Source organism: Pseudochrobactrum saccharolyticum (assembly GCF_008801715.1).
In the GTDB taxonomy this organism is placed as follows: domain Bacteria; phylum Pseudomonadota; class Alphaproteobacteria; order Rhizobiales; family Rhizobiaceae; genus Pseudochrobactrum; species Pseudochrobactrum saccharolyticum.
On the sequence record NZ_VZPG01000003.1, the window covers coordinates 340,771 to 358,352 of the forward strand.

Consider the following 17,582-nt stretch of genomic DNA (forward strand, 5'->3'; position numbering starts at 1 on the left):
TTCATTCCTCCTGTGAGGTCAGCGCAAGCTGCTCCTTTGCCTCTCCGTCTGCGGGCTCAAAATCAGCCAGTTCCGTTCCTTCATTGACCTGATCGCCGACAGCGCAGCGGAAGGCTTTCACATAGCCCGCAGCAGGTGCGGTTATTTTAAATTCCATTTTCATGGCCTCGACAATCAGAAGCGGCGTGCCTTTTGCAACCTGCTGCCCCTGCTCCACCAGCAAGGCGGTAATACTGCCAGGCATGGGTGCCACGAGCCCGTCATGGGCAGTTGCGTGTTCCGGCGACACATCCAGCGGATCAAGCCATTCCGGCTTCCAGCTTTGTCCGTCTGTGAAAAGGTGGATGAAATTGCCCGATCTGACTGCCGTTAATGTTTTACGCAGCCCACCGATCTCGGCAGTGATGCGGTTGTCTTTGTCTTGGCGGCCGGAGGCAACAACATCCAGTGAGCCCGTCTGCAACCGGTATCCTGTGCCCAGATAGGTCACAGTGACAGTGTGCTGTGCCGTACCATAGCGAAAATTCAGATCACGCCTGGCCTGTATATTGAGCCGGAAACTGTCGCGCCGCTGCAAGAAAGAAGATAACGGAGCCTCATCGGCCTCATGCAGCAATTGCGCCAGTGCCGCTAACAGAAACACTTCAGCGGGCGGTTCCTGCGCTTCAGGAAAGAGCGCCGCAATTTCTCGTTCAATCAAGCCCGTATCAAGATCAGCCTGCGCAAAGGAACGGCAAGTCACGAGACGCGAGAGAAACTCAATATTGCTGGCAATGCCCGCAATCTGCATATCGGCCAGTGCGCGTTCCATGCGCCGCAGGGCTTTGTCACGTGTTTCATCCCAGACAATCAGCTTGGCGATCATCGGATCATAAAACCGGCTGATCGCATCTCCCTCCTCAACACCTGCATCAATACGCACATGAGCGTTTTGCTCAGGCAAATGAAAATGCACAAGCTTGCCCGTTGACGGCAGAAATCCGGCAGACGGGTCTTCCGCATAGATACGCGCCTCTATGGCATGGCCGGAGTGAGACAAATCCTCCTGCATAACCGGCAACTGCTCACCACTCGCAACCCGCAACTGCCATTCCACAAGATCAAGGCCGGTTATCATTTCCGTTACCGGATGCTCAACCTGAAGGCGGGTATTCATCTCCATGAAATAAAACTGGCCGTCAGGCGCAACGATAAATTCGACCGTTCCCGCACCCGTATAGTGCACTGCACGTGCAGCATTTGTAGCGGCCTCGCCCATGATGCGGCGTTGCTGTTCGGAGAAATGCGGTGCCGGCGCTTCCTCAACGATCTTTTGGTGTCTGCGCTGCACCGAGCAATCCCGCTCAAACAGCGAGACATAATTGCCGTGACTGTCGCCAAAAATCTGAATTTCAATATGGCGCGGGCGGGTAATATAGCGCTCGATCAACACATGATCGTCGCCAAAAGCCGATTGCGCCTCACGCTGACAGGCAAGCAGGTTTTGCGTAAAATCCTCAGGCCTTTCAACAAGCCGCATGCCTTTGCCGCCACCGCCTGCAGATGCTTTGATGAGGACAGGATAGCCGATTGCATCGGCCTCCCGCTGTAGCTTTTCAGGCGTCTGATCTTCCCCGTGATAACCGGGGATCAGCGGAATGCCCGCCGCACCCATCAGCTTTTTCGCCTGTGACTTCAAACCCATGACGCGTATGGCTTCAACCGGCGGGCCGATAAAGACAATTCCGGCCTGCGCACAGGCAAGGCAAAAAGCTTCATTTTCCGAAAGAAAGCCATAGCCGGGGTGAATGGCCTGTGCGCCGGTGGCTTGCGCCGCAGCGATAATTTTTGCGCTGTTAAGATAAGATTCCCGAGGTGGCGCAGCGCCGATATGAACGGCCTCATCTGCCAGCCGCACATGCCGCGCCTTTGCATCGGCGTCTGAAAACACAGCAACCGTACGGATGCCCATGCGGCGGGCGGTTTTGATGATACGGCAGGCAATTTCGCCGCGATTGGCAATCAGAATTTTGTCAAACATCATCTGATCCTGTCCGGTTTATCCATGCCGGTGCCCGCTTATCGAGAAAGGCACTCAGACCTTCACGGGCTTCCGCATTCATGCGCAGAGCAGCAATATTATGCGCGGTTTCCTGCGCCAATGCATCGCCCATCATCTTGCCTGCAACATTGCGGATCAGTCGTTTTGCGGCGGCCTGTGCCTGCGGGCCGCCTTTCAGCAGAGCCGATATCAGATCATCAATCGCAGCATCGAGCGTCTCCGCTTCCGCCACTTCGTGCACAAGGCCGATTTGCAGGGCTTTTGCAGCATCAATGCGCTCCGCAGTCAGAAAATACCGAGAAGCCTGCCGCATACCGATAGCGCGCAGCACATAGGGGCTGATAACCGCCGGAATAATGCCGAGCCGCACCTCGGATGTGATAAAACTTGCCTGCGTTGAAGCAACACAAATATCGCAGGCAGAGGCGAGCCCCATGCCGCCGCCCAATGCTGCACCATGCACACGGGCTATGGTCGGCTTGGGCATCTCAGCCAGTATGCGGAACATCTGTGCCAGCTTTCCTGCATCGGCAAGATTGGCCTCAAAACCGGCCTCACCGGCAGCTTTCATCCAGTTGAGGTCACCACCTGCGGAAAAGCTTTTGCCGCGACCGGCCAAAATCACAATACGGATCTCATCATCCGCACCAAGCTGCGTAAAAGCCTGTGTCAGTTCGGCAATGAGCGCAGCGTCAAATGCATTATGCCGTTGCGGACGGTTCATCCAGATGGTTGCCACGGAGCCGTCGCGGGTAATTTCCAAGGCCTCATACATGATTTGCCTCACATTCTGAAAAGACCGAATTTGGTTTCTTTCACCGGAGCATTCAGCGCAGCAGCCAGTGAAAGACCGAGAACGCGGCGGCTTTGGGCGGGGTCAATAATCCCGTCATCCCAAAGGCGGGCTGTTGCATAATAGGGATTGCCCTGCGTTTCATATTGCTCACGGATCGGCGCCTGAAACGCTTCTTCATCCGCAAGGCTCCAGCTTTCTCCACGCGCTTCCAAGGCATCACGCCGCACACGGGCAAGCACGCTTGCGGCCTGCTCACCGCCCATCACTGAAATGCGGCTATTCGGCCATGTCCACAAAAAACGCGGCGAATAAGCTCTGCCGCACATGCCGTAATTACCGGCACCAAAGGAACCGCCGATCAGCATTGTGATTTTAGGAACCTGAGCCGTTGCCACAGCCGTCACCATTTTCGCGCCGTCTTTAGCTATACCGTTATTCTCGTACTTTCGGCCGACGATAAAACCCGTGATATTTTGCAGGAAAACCAACGAAATATGCCGCTGCGCGCAAAGCTCGATAAAATGCGCACCTTTCTGCGCGGATTCACCGAACAGAATACCATTATTGGCAATGATGCCGACAGTTGCGCCATAGAGTTGCGCAAAACCGGTCACAAGCGTCGCGCCATACCGCGCCTTGAACTCGTCAAAGCGTGAGCCATCAACCAGCCGCGCAATCACCTCGCGGACATCATATGGATGGCGCGGATTTGCAGGAATAATACCGTAGAGTTCTTCAGGCGGATAAAGCGGTTCCTCCCCGCCATTGAGCAGATCAGGTTTTGTCGTGATATTCAGATTGGCAACAATCCGGCGGGCGATTGCCAGCGCATGGGCATCATTTTCCGCAAGATAATCGGCCACACCGGACTGACGGGTGTGCACATCTGCACCGCCCAGTTCTTCTGCTGTTACCACTTCACCTGTCGCCGCTTTGACCAGTGGCGGCCCGCCCAAAAAGATGGTGCCCTGATTGCGCACGATGATTGTTTCATCCGACATTGCAGGCACATAAGCACCGCCTGCCGTGCAGGATCCCATCACCACGGCAATCTGCGCAATGCCTTTTGCCGACATATTCGCCTGATTATAAAAAATCCTGCCGAAATGCTCACGATCGGCAAACACCTCATCTTGCCTCGGCAGATAAGCGCCACCGGAATCCACCAGATAGATGCAGGGCAAATAGTTCTGCTCGGCAATTTCCTGCGCACGCAGATGTTTTTTGACTGTGAGCGGATAATAAGTGCCGCCTTTAACCGTCGCATCATTGGCGATAATCATACATTGTGTGCCTGAAACGCAGCCTATACCGGCCACAAGACCGGCACCTGGCGCATCATTGTCATAAAGACCATTTGCGGCAAGCTGTCCGATTTCCAGAAAAGCCGTACCGGCATCAAGCAGCAGATCAATACGCTCCCGCGCCAGCAATTTGCCCCGCGCTTTGTGCCGTGCCGATGCAGCCTCCCCGCCTCCGGCACAGGCAATCTGACTGCGGTCACGCAGTTCTTCCACCAGAGAGCGCATGGCAGCGTGATTAGCTGTAAATTCCTCACCATGCACATTGAGAGCAGTTTTCAGAACACTCATATCCATGCCCCGATTATCTGGTTTCAGCCATTAATTCCCGCCCGATCAGCATCCGGCGGATTTCTGAAGTCCCTGCACCGATTTCGTATAATTTGGCATCGCGCCACAGCCGTGCCGCGGCATAATCATTCGTATAGCCGCAACCGCCGAGTGTCTGGATTGTCTCTCCGGCCATCCATGTCGCTTTTTCTGCGGCATAGAGAATGGCGCTTGCCGCATCTTTGCGCAGGGTTCGGGAATGGTCATTGCGGTCGCATACCGCGCCAACAGCATAGACATAGGCACGCACGGCCTGCCATGTGGAATACATATCGGCCAACTTGCCCTGCATGAGTTGGAAATCACCGATCGGCTGGCCGAACTGCTTGCGCTCATGCATATAAGGCAGCGTGATATCCATACAAGCGGCCATAATGCCGAGCGGCCCGCCGCTCAGAACCACGCGTTCATAATCAAGCCCCGACATCAGAACTTTAACGCCATTGCCCTCACCGCCGAGCACATTTTCCGCAGGCACAAGGCAATTGTCAAAGAACAACGGGAATGTGTTGGAGCCACGCATACCAAGCTTATCAAGATGGGCACCATGACTGAAACCGGCCATGCCTTTTTCGACAAGAAAGGCTGTGATGCCTTCTGCCCCTTTGCCTGTGCCGGTTCTTGCATAAACAACCAGCACATCCGCATCACCGCCATTGGTAATCCACATTTTCGAGCCGTTGAGGATATAATGGTCTGCCTGTTTCTGCGCCTGCAATTTCATTGAAACAACATCAGAGCCCGCATCCGGCTCGGACATAGCCAAAGCACCGACATGCTCTCCAGAAATCAGCTTTGGCAAATATCTGGCCTTTTGCGCTGCATTGCCGTTGCGGCGGATTTGATTGACGCAAAGATTGGAATGGGCGCTGTAAGACAGGCCAACAGAGGCGGAAGCGCGCGAAATCTCTTCCATCGCCACAATATGCGCCAGATATCCAATGCCGGTGCCGCCGTCTTCTTCCGGCACGGTGAGGCCAAGCAATCCCATCGTCCCGAACTTCTTCCACAGATCAGCGGGAAATTGATTGCTGCTGTCGATATATGCCGCGCGGGGTGCAATTTCCGCCTCAGCGAATGCACGCACACTGTCCCGCAGCTGCGCGATTTCCTCTCCCAAAAGGAAGTCAAGGCTTGGTGTCATCAACAACAGTCCTCCCAAACCGTTTTGCAGTTTGCCTATGTTGTACCATAAGCCGGTATCTGACTGGCCAGACAGGTTGCAAAATCGGCCATTTGGCTACAAAATACGGTCATGACGGATCAAATTTTGGCCTCATCTCACACAGGAAAAGCAGCTGCGGTCATCCCAACGGCCTTTGTTCACTGTATTTTGCAGGCCTACGTAAAATATGGGGCAGATCCTGCCGCCGCTCTGGAAAAGGCACAAATTCCGCCAGAAAGCCTTGCCGATAAAAACGGACGTGTCACACCGGATCAGTTTGAAGACCTGAACTGGGAGGCAATGCAGGAGCTTGATGATGAGGCTCTGGGCTGGTTTTCCCGCAAATTACCGTGGGGCACCTATGGTATGCTTTGCCGCGCCTCCCTTGGTGCCGCAACGCTTGGCATTGCCCTCCATCGCTGGAAGCGCCATCATCGCCTGCTCACGGATGATGTACTGCTCAATCTGGATATTGCCGATGGCATTGCCTCGATCAGTATCACTGAGATGCGGAATCTGGGAGCTTATCGCGAGTTCTGCCTCGTGACATTGCTGCGCTATGTTTTAGGCTTTGCCTGCTGGGCAATTGACGAGAGAATACCGCTTACAACCGCCGAGTTTCCCTATGCGGAACCACAACATGTCGATATTTATCCCAAGCTGTTCTCACCAAAGCTAAAGTTTTCAGCCTCAAACGCACGTATTCAATTCAATGCAGTGTTTTTAGAACGCCCGCTGCAACGGGATGAGGCTGCGATTAACAGCATGCTCAAACGCGCTCTGCCGCTCACTGTTCTGCCCTATAAAAGCGAACATCAGCTGACAAATCAGGTGCGGCGCCTGTTGCGTATGACAAAAAACGGCCTGCCTGTGGCCGAGGATGTGGCAAGTGTCTTCAACCTGTCTGTGCGCAGTTTGCACCGCCATCTCAGTGCGGAAGGAACATCTTTGCGCGCGCTGAAAGAACAAGTGCAGACGGAACGCGCCAAAGAGCTGCTCACGCGTTCAGCCCATCCGATCAAACGCGTGGCCTTCCTTGCCGGTTTCAGCAATGAAAAAAGTTTCTCCCGTGCATTCCGCATCCGCACAAATGAAACGCCCAGTGCCTTCAGAAAAAAGTCCCAGACAGGGTACTAAATCTGCAATTCCGGCAGGTTTGCATAAAAAGCTAATGCCTCGGGATTGGCCAGTGCTTCCCGATTGTTAATCGGGCGACTGTGGACAACATCGCGCACGGCGATTTCAGCGATTTTTCCTGACTTTGTGCGTGGAATATCGGCAATTGCGATAATTTTTGCAGGCACATGGCGTGGTGAAGCACCGCTGCGGATGCGTTGTTTGATTTGTTCCCGCAAAGCATCATCAAGCTCAATCCCCGCGGCAAGACGTACGAACAGCACAATACGCACATCATCTGCAAAATTCTGGCCGATGCAGATTGCTTCGGCAATTTCCGGCATTTGCTCGACCTGATTATAAATCTCGGCGGTGCCGATCCGCACACCACCCGGATTGAGCGTGGCATCAGAACGCCCGTGAATTATAATGCCGCCATGTTCCGTGAGTTCGGCAAAATCACCGTGACACCAAACATTTGCAAAACGGTCGAAATAAGCCGAGCGATATTTCTCACCAGTCGGATCATTCCAGAAACCTGTCGGCTGACAAGGAAAAGGCTTGGTACAGACAAGCTCGCCTTTGCCATGCATCAACGGCGTGCCGTCCATGTCCCAGACTTCAACAGCCATGCCAAGACCTGCACCCTGAATTTCTCCGCTCCATACCGGCAGAACCGGCACGCCCAACACAAAACAGGATACGATATCTGTACCACCGGAGATCGAAGCAAGGTGGATATCCTGCTTAACAGACTGATAGATATAGGAGAAATTCTCCGGTGAAAGTGGTGATCCGGTAGAAAACACAGCACGCAGATGCGGCAGAAGATGGCTGGTTGCAGGTTCCAACCCGCTTTTGCGCAAAACATCAATATATTTAGCAGAAGTCCCGAAATGGGTCATGTTTTCGGCCTGCGCATAGTCAAACAGCACATTGCCATCGGGATAAAACGGCGATCCGTCATAGAGCAGCAAGGTCGCGCCTGCAGCCAGCCCCGAGACCAACCAGTTCCACATCATCCAGCCACAGGTCGTGAAATAGAACAGCCGGTCGCCTGGTTTAATATCCGCATGCAAGTGGTGTTCTTTGGCATGTTGCAGCAAGGTGCCGCCAGCGGAATGGATGATACATTTTGGTATGCCGGTTGTGCCCGATGAGAAGAGAATAAACAACGGATGGGCAAAAGGAAGTTGGTTGAACTGCAATTCTGATGGTGCGAATTGTTCCGCAGCCTGATCGAAAGTCAGACATTTAGCCGGTGTACCATTTTGAATCTCACGGGAAACGGCTTCAGCAGTGCCCAGATAATCAACGATCAGCACCGCTTGCAGGGACGGCAATTGCGGCACAATCTGCTCTAATTTTTCACCGGTTGGCTGCGCCTTGCCATTATACCAATAGCCATCGCAGGTGATGAACAGCTTAGGCAATATTTGGCCAAAACGATCCAGCACACCTTGTACACCGAAATCAGGAGAGCAGGACGACCAGACTGCACCGATAGAAGCACAGGCCAGCATAGCAGCTATGCTTTGCGGCATATTGGGCAGCATCGCTGCCACACGATCACCCGCCTGCACACCCTGCGCCAGCATAAACTGCTGTAATTGCGAGACCAGATCCCGCAACTGATCGCAGGACAGGCGTGAACGGACACGATCCTCACCACGAAATACCAGAGCATCATCACTGCCGGTTTTTTGCAGCAGGTTTTCAGCAAAATTCAGTTTCGCATCGGGAAAGAACCGCGCTGCCAGCATATTGTCGGCATTAATCAGAATGCGAGCGCCTTTATGCCCGATAATACCGCATTCATCCCAAACCAGAGACCAGAACACTTCCGGTCGCTCAACAGACCAGTCATGCAATTGCTGATAGGTCTCAAGAGGTAAACCGCTGATACTCCGGGTTTTTACAGTAAAAGCGGTCAGATTTGCCTCGGCAATCTTTTGTGCCGATGGCTGCCATAAAGGCTCGGAACCAGCTCCGTTCGAATTAACACCTGTGTTCATCCGGCTCTCCTCCCCAACGCATTATCGCTGTTTTTGAGAGGAAGACAAAGCCCTATCAGGTGGTGAAGAGTATTACACGGCTATCCGCTCTTACCACCGGATTAAAAGCCCCACATTACCTTTGACAGTATAGCTATCGGCAAAATTCTGAAAACTGGTATTGATCGAGCCTTCACCATAGAGCGCATATTTGTCATTCGCCCAGCTATAAGTGCCGCCTGCGCCAATACCACCCCATAGATTATCCCGGTTTTGACTGAAACCTGATCCCGCTACAAGGATATTGGAACCATCAAGAAATTCCTGATAAAGATTTGTAATGGCATACATATTTACTTTGCGATTTAAGCCTTGATCGTCCTGCCAGATATTTTGGTAATCTGCTGAAATACCAAGCCGCGCGTTAAGACTGGTATCCTTTTTATGTAATGCAACCGCTGCCCCCCAAGCATCGTCGAACGGATCAAAATTTACTGTTGACCATTCGAGTTGTATTTGAGGTGTCAAAGACCAATAAGCATCGAGAGTAAACTGTTTGCCTGCTTCAGCACTCAGACTGTAACCTAAACCATTTTTATCGGTTGCAAGGCCTTTTCCGACAGTGAAGGAATGAAGGCTACTATTATACCAAGTCGCTTGCAGCTGCCCGTCGAAATAGAAACCATTATCTCCATACCATGTCAGTGTGCCGCCAAGTCCCCATGCTTGCGTCTCAATACGGCCATCACCGTGTTCGGCATAAATATGACTGCTGCCTGTCGCATAGCGACCGGTAATACCGCCAATCAAGCGTCCATTATCATTCTCATAGAACTGGCCATCAACGCCTGCCTGCATAATATAACTATCTGTCTCCTGCCTATAACCGGCAGCTGAACCTTGGGCTTTAAGGCGGTTATGCGCGCCTTCAATTCTTCCCCAAATCATTTTGTTATCAGAGAGTCTGTCAGCTTTTGGTTCTGATGCAACTTGCTGTTGACCAGAAGAGCGGCTTTTATCATTAAGTTCATAACTATCTCTGTCGAGATAGCGGCTACCCACTCTCTGCCGGAGTGTTGGTGTCTTATTCAGTGTCTGCATCGTCGCTGCAAGCGCTTGATAAACCGGCACACCGGCACTAGGACGCGGCTGCGGATCTGACCCCGGATTGGTTGTTTCACTGCGTAAATACCAGCTACTCATATCCGTTCCGGACGAATTACCTTTATGTAAAGTGTAAGCATATGCACCACCCACTACGGCCTGTTGCCCGTCTTTGGTTTTATAATCACCCAGCAATTCAAATACGCCGTCTGACTGTCCGCCGACCTCTATCAGTTTGATGCCATTATTCGTCCGTGCGCCGGCACCACTCTGGTTTGTCACTTTAAGTGTACTCGTTCCGGCTGTATTACCCTGTACGCTCAGCATATCTGTGAGCGAATTATCCGTTCCCAGAACCGTGTTTAGCAATATAGTTCCATTATCACCGGTATAATTGCCGCTTATAGTGATAGTTGTACCACCTTTGCCGCCAAATTTTATAGTACCGGCATTGCTCAGACCAGCAATTGAGGCATTCATGCCATTCAAGTCCAGAATAGCGTCTTGGCCCGTATTGAATACAGAATTGCGACTGAACGCGTTCGCCTGACCTTGTTTTAAGACACCGTCATTGACTGTTGTTACACCCGAATAATCATTGTTACCGGATAAAGTCAGCACCCCTGATTTGTTTTTTGTCAGCCCTCCTGCACCAGACAAGGTGCCGGAAAAAAGCGTATCAAAGTCCTGCTCCAGCGTCAGGATGCCATTTCCGAGATCGACATTGCCTGCCCCAGAGAGGCCTGCAACAGTCACATTAAAAGCATCAAGATTGGCTTTTGCACCGGATCGCACTGTCAGCAGTCCCGAGCCGAAAGCAGTCTTGTCATAGCCCGCTTTTGCTGTGCCTTTTTCAATCACCAAGCCACCGGAATAATTATTATTACCGGAGAAAACAGTGGTTCCGTCACCTTTTTGAACGACGCTACCAATCCCGCTGATTGTCCCCGCATATTGTAGTGCATCAGACCTTTTGAAAGCGAGTATACCATCATTGGCAATATCACTTGTAACACTGCCGCTATTGCCGCCATCGCCAATCTGTAACGTTCCTGCGCTGATGACCGTGCCGCCGCTATAAGTGCTGTCGCCGGTCAGAATGGTTGTGCCCAAGCCCCCCTGCAGCAATGATCCTGAGCCCGATACTTCACCGGAGAACACTAAACTATCCGAGCGATTAAAGAGTAAAACAGCATCATTAATTACATTGCCGGTGATACTTCCTGCGGTCTCGCCATTGCCGATTTGCAGAATACCGGACTGAATGGTCGTCCCGCCATTGTAAGTGTTTTCTCCCGTCAGAACTGTCCGGCCATTACCCGCCTGCACCAACGCACCGGTACCGGAAATCACGCCGTTGAACAGTAGATTGTCGGAGCGGTTAAATGTGAGCTTTGAATTATTGGTCACATCGCCGGCAAGGCTGCCGCTCGTTCCGCCATTGCCTATCTGTAAAGTGCCGGTTTGAACCGTGGTTCCGCCACTATGTGTGTTTTTGCCCGTCAGAATTGTTGTGCCACTGCCAGACTGGATAAGGGTGCCACTACCGGACATATTGCCGTTAAAACTTAAACTGTCAGACCGGTTAAAGGTCAGTGTGCCGTTATTAACCACAGCACCTTGTATTGTGCCACTGGTTCCACCATCCCCGATTTGCAAAATCCCTGACTTGATTGTTGTGCCACCAAGATAGGTATTGTTACCGGTCAGAATGGTTTTACCGGCACCCTCCTGTAATAACCCGCCCAGGCCAGAGATAGTGCCGCTCATCGTCAGAGTATCAGAGCGTTTGAAAGCCAGCTTACCGTCATTGACCACATCACCGGTTATACTGCCTGTCGTTCCTCCGTCTCCAAGTTGCAGAGTGCCTCCGGCAATGGTTGTGCCACCGGTATAGGTGTTGTCTGCTGTCAGGATAAGCGTACCTAAATCTGTCTTCTTAATACCATTGGTGCCTTGCAGTTCCACCGCTATCGTAGCTGTCACATCCTTGTCCGCGCGAAGTACAGAAGCCGCATTGTTGACAGTATCAGCAAGCATCAGCGCATCGCCTTCAAGACGATAGCCGTCCGCAGCAAATTGTAAGCCAGCAACGGAAATCGCACCGGAGCTGTTATCAATGGTTACCGTACCTGCAGTACCTGAAAGAATTGCGAACTGATCATTTGTCCAAACGGCATTCACCATACCGTCTTTATCAGTCCAGTTATCATCGCTTACCAGTTTCCAGGTTCCCGAGCCGCCATCAACCTTATTATTATTATGCAGAGTAGTATCTGCTCCGTCCCAGTAATTTAATACGAGACCGGCTGCATTCACCAGATTGACCTGATTAGCTATTGAAGTCTGAAGCGTCATTTGCGACGTATCATTCCCGGGAACGGTCCCGAGCACTGCTGTATTACCAGTAAGATTACCGGTATAATCAAAAATGCGATAAAGCCCCGGTCCAAAGCTGCCAATGTCTGTAATATTGATGGTGCCAGCGAGTGTCAGATCACCCTGAACACTGAATAACCCTGTCTGACCAGACTGTCCCAGTGCAATATTCACTATATTCCCGGTCACCAGAGTGAGATTGTTTTCGAAAATTAGTGTCTGTCCTTCCCGTCCGGCCAGAATGCCACCTGCATCCAATGATACATTACCGGCAAGCACTCCCTTGCCGCCGAGAGTTGCACCTGATGCAACCGTAATTGCACCGCCAAGTTTCTGATCAACCAGAAGCGTACCGCTTGTAACACTTGTTAAACCCGCAAAATTTGTATTGTCTCCGCTGAGTGTCAGTGTTCCTGTACCGGATTGCTTGAGAGTTCCTGCGCCACTTAAAACGCCAACAAAATCAATATTGTCGCTACGTGAGAATGTTAAAATTCCGGAACTATTCACGTTACCAACAATACTGCCTGTTATTCCCCCATCACCGACTTGTAGAGTGCCAGCATTGATGACAGTTCCGCCGGTATAAGTATTATCACCGGTTAAAATAGTCGTTCCGTCACCAGTTTGCTGCAAAGACCCTGTGCCTGTTACCGCACCCAAAAATGCTAAACTGTCAGAGCGCTTGAAAGCCAGCACACCACTATTACTGACATCACCAGTCAGGCTTCCTGACGTACCACCATCACCGACTTGCAAGGTACCCTTATCAATTACGGTACCACCAGTATGGCTCACATCACCGGTCAATATTGTTGTACCGCTGCCTGACTGAAACAAGCTGCCGGAGCCAGTAACTGCACCGGAAAAAACCAGACTATCAGACCGGTCGAATATTAGCTTTCCACTATTTGCAACATCACCCGCGAGACTGCCGGTTGTCCCACCAGAGCCGATCTGCACCGTACCCGCAAGAATAGCAGTTCCGCCTGAATGAACTGCATCCCCGCTCAATGTCAGTACGCCAGCGCCTTTTTTATTGAGTTTTCCTGTACCGGAAACTCCGCCGGAAAAACTATTATCCTGCGCATTATCAAGCATACTGTCTGTATCGGTGACAACCAAAGCGCGAGACGACGTAAATGCCGCGCTCAATAGTAACGATGCTTTTCCTATTGTCACCGCTTCCGTAGATTTGCCAAGATTTTTATCCGCTGCGACCGATAGCACACCGGCATTGATCACCGTACCGCCTGTATAGGTATTGGCACCACTTAGAACGAGTGTGCCATTCCCTTCCTTAATCAGCTTTCCGCCTGCGGTTAAATTTTGTGCGACAGTGAAAACCACACTCTGATCATCGATATCGAAACCACCACCATTCGCACCCCATGTGATATTACGTGCCGTTGAAGTCATGGTTGTACCGGTGACTTTTAACAAGCCGCCGTTAAAAGTCAGTCCGCTGGCCACGCTCCCCATATAAGTATCAGAAGAAACGGAGAGCTCTCCTTTTTGAAGAACAGTACCACCGGCATAAGTATTAGCGGTAGACAACACTAAAATACCGTCCCCTTTTTTCGTAAGAGTACCGGCACCAAATGCAATCCCGTCAAAAGTGATTGTCTGGTTATTGGAGTCAAACGCACCACCACCGGCCAGCAAATCTAGCGTTGATGTAAATTGCAGCGCCTGATCATTGGCCTGTATTGTGCCGCCGTTCAGGGTAACGGTTCCCTGCGTAAAATAAGCATCCGTGACATTGCGTGTCGGCACCCAGACACCCTGCCCCTGAATAGTCAGAGACACAGGAGCACTTGTGGAATTTACCATGCCAGTCCAGCGCGCTGTACCATCAATGGTCATTGTAGCCGAGGCTTTACTGTCCGTATTTTGCGGATCGACGGTTTCAGAGACAAAAAGATCACCAGCCCATGTGGTGTTTCCGTCCAGTTTCAAAGTAAGTGTATTCGCCGCGGTAAAAACACCTGCACCGTCAACACTGTCAACATAGATACCACCGGACAAGGTGGAATCCGTAGCGGTAAAATCAAGCGTTGTAAAAGCCAACTTTTTACCATCAGCATCCGGATACACATCCAACGTCTTGTTGATATAGATAAGTGAACGGTCGCTGATTTTTGTGTTTTCAGCTGCAATCAGGCTTGATTGATTAATTACATTGACAACAGTATTCGATGAATCAATGTCAAAAACAGAGACATAATCGCCTGAGCCGGCTCCTGTGAAATCAACTTTTACTTTATCTAAAGTAAGAGCATTATCATAATATGCGACAGCCTGCTGTCCTACGGACAATACCGGATTGGTCAGTGTAACACCTCCCAGAAAAACAGAAGCGCGGGTATCAGAGCTGCCTTGCATTGTCAGATTAAAAACAGTGTTTGTCAGGCTTGCTTTGGCATGCTGACCAAGTGTAACCACACCCCAGATCCCTGCAGGTCCTGCTCCTTCCATCGAATAGTTTACGGTCATATCCTGAACCACCATGCTGGCTACTGATGGATCAGTTTCCGCTAAATTCGGCATCTGTCCGCTACGATAACCTGCTACATCCCAGTTTCCGGATACAAAAGCCCACCCGTAAACCGATGGCCAATACGCATTTTTAATACTGCCTGTCTTATTAGCAACATTCATGGCACCATTTAATCCGTCCTGATATTGCTGGGCTATTGTATAGATGCCACCGGCTGTAAACTGTAATGCAGCATAAGAGCCAAGCACATCAATCGCCCCGTAAACGGATTTTTTTCCTGAACCATCGGTTCCATTCAGCAGGGGCAGATCGAAATCAAGAGCGCCATTGAAGGTAACATTCAAATCACCAAGATTAATCGGCGTGATAAGAGCAGCCTTACCCTGATCATACAACATTTTAACATCAGGGCTCACATGCATAGAGGCCTTGCCAACTATAGTGACGCTTCCTTTGTCCACTGAAGAAAAATATCCATCAGCAGTACCAACTTCTACCTCCGTCCCGCCTGCAGCATAGAAAAATATACCGCCATCAGCACTGACATCACCCTGCATCGTGATAGTCGGAGTTTTCCATACAGCCGGATCATTGGGCTTAGTCGGTGAAGTGCGTGCGGCATTACTACTTAAAACCGACAGTGCTGCTTGCGGATAAGTCCATGCATTACCAGCAGCACCAAGGCCGGTAATCTTATAATTACCCTGCACAGTCAGCTCGCCGGCAAACCACGCCGCCAGCCCGGTGAAAAAGCTTGTCGGTTTTTTCGGGCCAATGTTGCTCGCATCATAAGTCACGTCACCTTCAAAGGTAACAGATGAAGGATTATCTAAACTGTAAACTAATGTACAACTGTCATTATATATATTAACTGAATTTCCAAATGGAGCTTGCAGCAAATTCGGTTCCGTCAAACAATTTGCCACATTACCAGAAATAGTATTGGATCCATCATCTCCATATGTTGTCGCCTGAGTACTTGTAACAGCACATATTAGTGTCAGCGCGGAAACAGCACTACTTAACAAAAGTTTATATATTTTTCTACGAAGTTTACTCTGTGAAATATTATAGTATTTGTGAGAAAAAATCCGTTTGCACGAATTATAAAATGGTGAATATAAATTTTCCATAAAAACTCACTTATAAAAAAATATAAATAAAATATAACTATATTTAATGCATTGCATATGTCCTTCAATTATATAGTATAAAAACACATATATATTAAAATATAATTTTATTTACTTTAGGTAAAAAAATGATAAACTATACATGCAGAAACAAATAGTTTTTATATTTAAAAAATTGAGATCACTATGGCAAACCCTAATATTACATTTATTCCTCGCGGAGATAGCGCTCTATCAGGCTTTGGAATCCTCGCAGCAGTAATACTGACGACAGATGCAAATGATGCAAATGAATATTCTGTTGCCTTCGGCAAAGATCCAAGCAGTACCAGTAGGCGCAACGTAAAAACGGATAAAGTTTTATTCAAAAATAAAACTGCTTCTGGCGCAAACTATACACAAGAAGCATCCACCTATATTTTTTCAATAAATGACAATACAGGTGAGAAACTGATAATAAGCGCTCAGCTTTATAAAGACGACCAAAAAGAAGGCTCCCCCATCACGCTACCTATCACTTTCTACAATTTAGGCATCCAAAATCCAGCCTCTATAGTTAGCGCTAAAAAATTCAATGCGAACACCGTTATTGCAACAGAAGAACATTTTCAATCAGTCGATTATAACCAAATAATGGTTAATATACACGATTACATTACTGATCTCCCCGCTCAGGTAACAATTGGTTTTGACGTAAACTTCTCGCCCTTACCGGATAACATAATATCAGCATGGTCATCACCAGGTAGCGCTGGCACAACCCCTAACTTGCCCGTCACACCTGCTTCACCCGTCACAATACTGGAGAATTACGTCACTGTCCTTCTCACCAAGGCAGCCTATGCAACCAATCTTTATATAACATCTACAGAAGCTGTAGTGACACAAGCGCAAGCAAGCATACCTATTGTGCCACCGTTGACGTTCATTGATATAGATCAACAATATGTAATGTATATGGCTCCGCAACCTGTCAACTTGAACGGGAACACCGTTACGGTGCCAGCCGGACAAACATATGTCTACTTTAACATTGATCCGGATGCCATTACTCCGTCGGGAGATAAGCGCGTCTTCTGGATGGTATTAAACGGCGAAAAGGTTGTGCTGGATCCGATCGACATATCACAAGTGTCGACGACCATATCTGTACCCGTTGCAAAGTTAAACACGGTGGATAGCCAGGGAAATCCTCTACCAAACAGGCTCCAATATTTTATTGAATCCGTCGAGACCGGCGCTGTAAGATCATCCGAATATGGCTGGCCATTTGAGATTAACTCACAATTTCAGAATGAACCAAATCCGGGTATTACAAATCGTCCATGTGCCGCGCCGGTTTTATTTCCAACACCCAATGGAGGCGCTCCAAACCTTATTGATGAAACCTACGTCACAACCAATAAGGGCGCGTCAGGTGACTTCCCTACCGGCGGAAATACTGCCGATCAATATACTATAAATGTTTTTATCAATGGCTGGGATTCACAAGGTAATCCAAAAAACAACACTTTGCATCCACAACCAATACTTTCAACCTCAGGTCAAACATGTGATTACACAATAGATCCTCAAGATTTGCTCGGCTACAGCGTTCAGCCACATACTTATGCGTTCTCAACAATGCAGATTGAATATTATATTTCGGACCCAACCAATATAAATTTTGGAAAATATAGCAGGGTTATTTCCTACAAAATCGATACAGTAAGTCCATAACATT

The 17,582-nt window shown here is 49.7% G+C and carries 8 protein-coding genes; 2 read left to right on the forward strand and 6 right to left on the reverse strand.

The annotated features are described in order from the left end of the window. Window position 1 precedes the first annotated feature (1 nt). Genes F7P81_RS11630 through F7P81_RS11645 form a run of 4 tightly spaced genes read right to left on the reverse strand, consistent with a single transcriptional unit; the run spans window position 2 to window position 5,612 of the window. A complete protein-coding gene (locus F7P81_RS11630) occupies window positions 2-2,020 on the reverse strand; it encodes an acetyl/propionyl/methylcrotonyl-CoA carboxylase subunit alpha (protein WP_151159629.1) in 2,019 nt (672 codons plus the stop codon). Continuing rightward, a complete protein-coding gene (locus F7P81_RS11635; RefSeq protein WP_210246217.1) occupies window positions 2,013-2,816 on the reverse strand; it encodes an enoyl-CoA hydratase/isomerase family protein in 804 nt (267 codons plus the stop codon). The genes F7P81_RS11630 and F7P81_RS11635 overlap by 8 nt, the downstream gene beginning before the upstream one ends. Before the next feature lie 8 nt (window positions 2,817-2,824). Then, complete coding sequence (locus F7P81_RS11640; protein ID WP_151159630.1) at window positions 2,825-4,429, reverse strand: carboxyl transferase domain-containing protein; 1,605 nt, start codon at window positions 4,427-4,429, stop codon at window positions 2,825-2,827. A 13-nt stretch (window positions 4,430-4,442) separates the two neighbouring features. Beyond that, complete coding sequence (locus tag F7P81_RS11645; RefSeq protein WP_281348908.1) at window positions 4,443-5,612, reverse strand: isovaleryl-CoA dehydrogenase; 1,170 nt, start codon at window positions 5,610-5,612, stop codon at window positions 4,443-4,445. Window positions 5,613-5,738: 126 nt separating this feature from the next. On the opposite strand from F7P81_RS11645, the gene F7P81_RS11650 reads away from it, so the two are divergent. After that, window positions 5,739-6,770, forward strand: coding sequence for an AraC family transcriptional regulator (locus tag F7P81_RS11650; protein ID WP_246176107.1), 1,032 nt, complete (start codon window positions 5,739-5,741; stop codon window positions 6,768-6,770). Here F7P81_RS11650 and F7P81_RS11655 read toward each other — a convergent pair. Together F7P81_RS11655 and F7P81_RS11660 are read right to left on the reverse strand one after the other, a co-directional pair. Then, entirely contained in the window at window positions 6,767-8,764 is a 1,998-nt protein-coding gene (locus F7P81_RS11655; protein ID WP_151159632.1) for an acetoacetate--CoA ligase, read from the reverse strand. The two genes, F7P81_RS11650 and F7P81_RS11655, sit on opposite strands and share 4 nt — an antisense overlap. Window positions 8,765-8,854: 90 nt before the next feature. Further along, window positions 8,855-15,859 (reverse strand): autotransporter-associated beta strand repeat-containing protein, encoded by a 7,005-nt coding sequence (locus F7P81_RS11660; RefSeq protein ID WP_151159633.1) that lies wholly within the window; start codon window positions 15,857-15,859, stop codon window positions 8,855-8,857. Window positions 15,860-16,045: 186 nt separating this feature from the next. Between F7P81_RS11660 and F7P81_RS11665 the strand changes: the two genes are divergently transcribed. Continuing rightward, entirely contained in the window at window positions 16,046-17,578 is a 1,533-nt protein-coding gene (locus F7P81_RS11665; protein WP_151159634.1) for a hypothetical protein, read from the forward strand. Window positions 17,579-17,582 lie beyond the last annotated feature (4 nt).

What these genes read in the sequence shown, in the direction of transcription:
- F7P81_RS11630 (WP_151159629.1), bottom strand. Translation starts at nt 2,020, where the DNA reads ATGTTTGACAAAATTCTGATTGCCAATCGCGGCGAAATTGCCTGCCGT.
- F7P81_RS11635 (WP_210246217.1), bottom strand. Translation starts at nt 2,816, where the DNA reads ATGTATGAGGCCTTGGAAATTACCCGCGACGGCTCCGTGGCAACCATC.
- F7P81_RS11640 (WP_151159630.1), bottom strand. Translation starts at nt 4,429, where the DNA reads ATGAGTGTTCTGAAAACTGCTCTCAATGTGCATGGTGAGGAATTTACA.
- F7P81_RS11645 (WP_281348908.1), bottom strand. Translation starts at nt 5,612, where the DNA reads ATGACACCAAGCCTTGACTTCCTTTTGGGAGAGGAAATCGCGCAGCTG.
- F7P81_RS11655 (WP_151159632.1), bottom strand. Translation starts at nt 8,764, where the DNA reads ATGAACACAGGTGTTAATTCGAACGGAGCTGGTTCCGAGCCTTTATGG.
- F7P81_RS11660 (WP_151159633.1), bottom strand. Translation starts at nt 15,859, where the DNA reads ATGGAAAATTTATATTCACCATTTTATAATTCGTGCAAACGGATTTTT.
- F7P81_RS11665 (WP_151159634.1), top strand. Translation starts at nt 16,046, where the DNA reads ATGGCAAACCCTAATATTACATTTATTCCTCGCGGAGATAGCGCTCTA.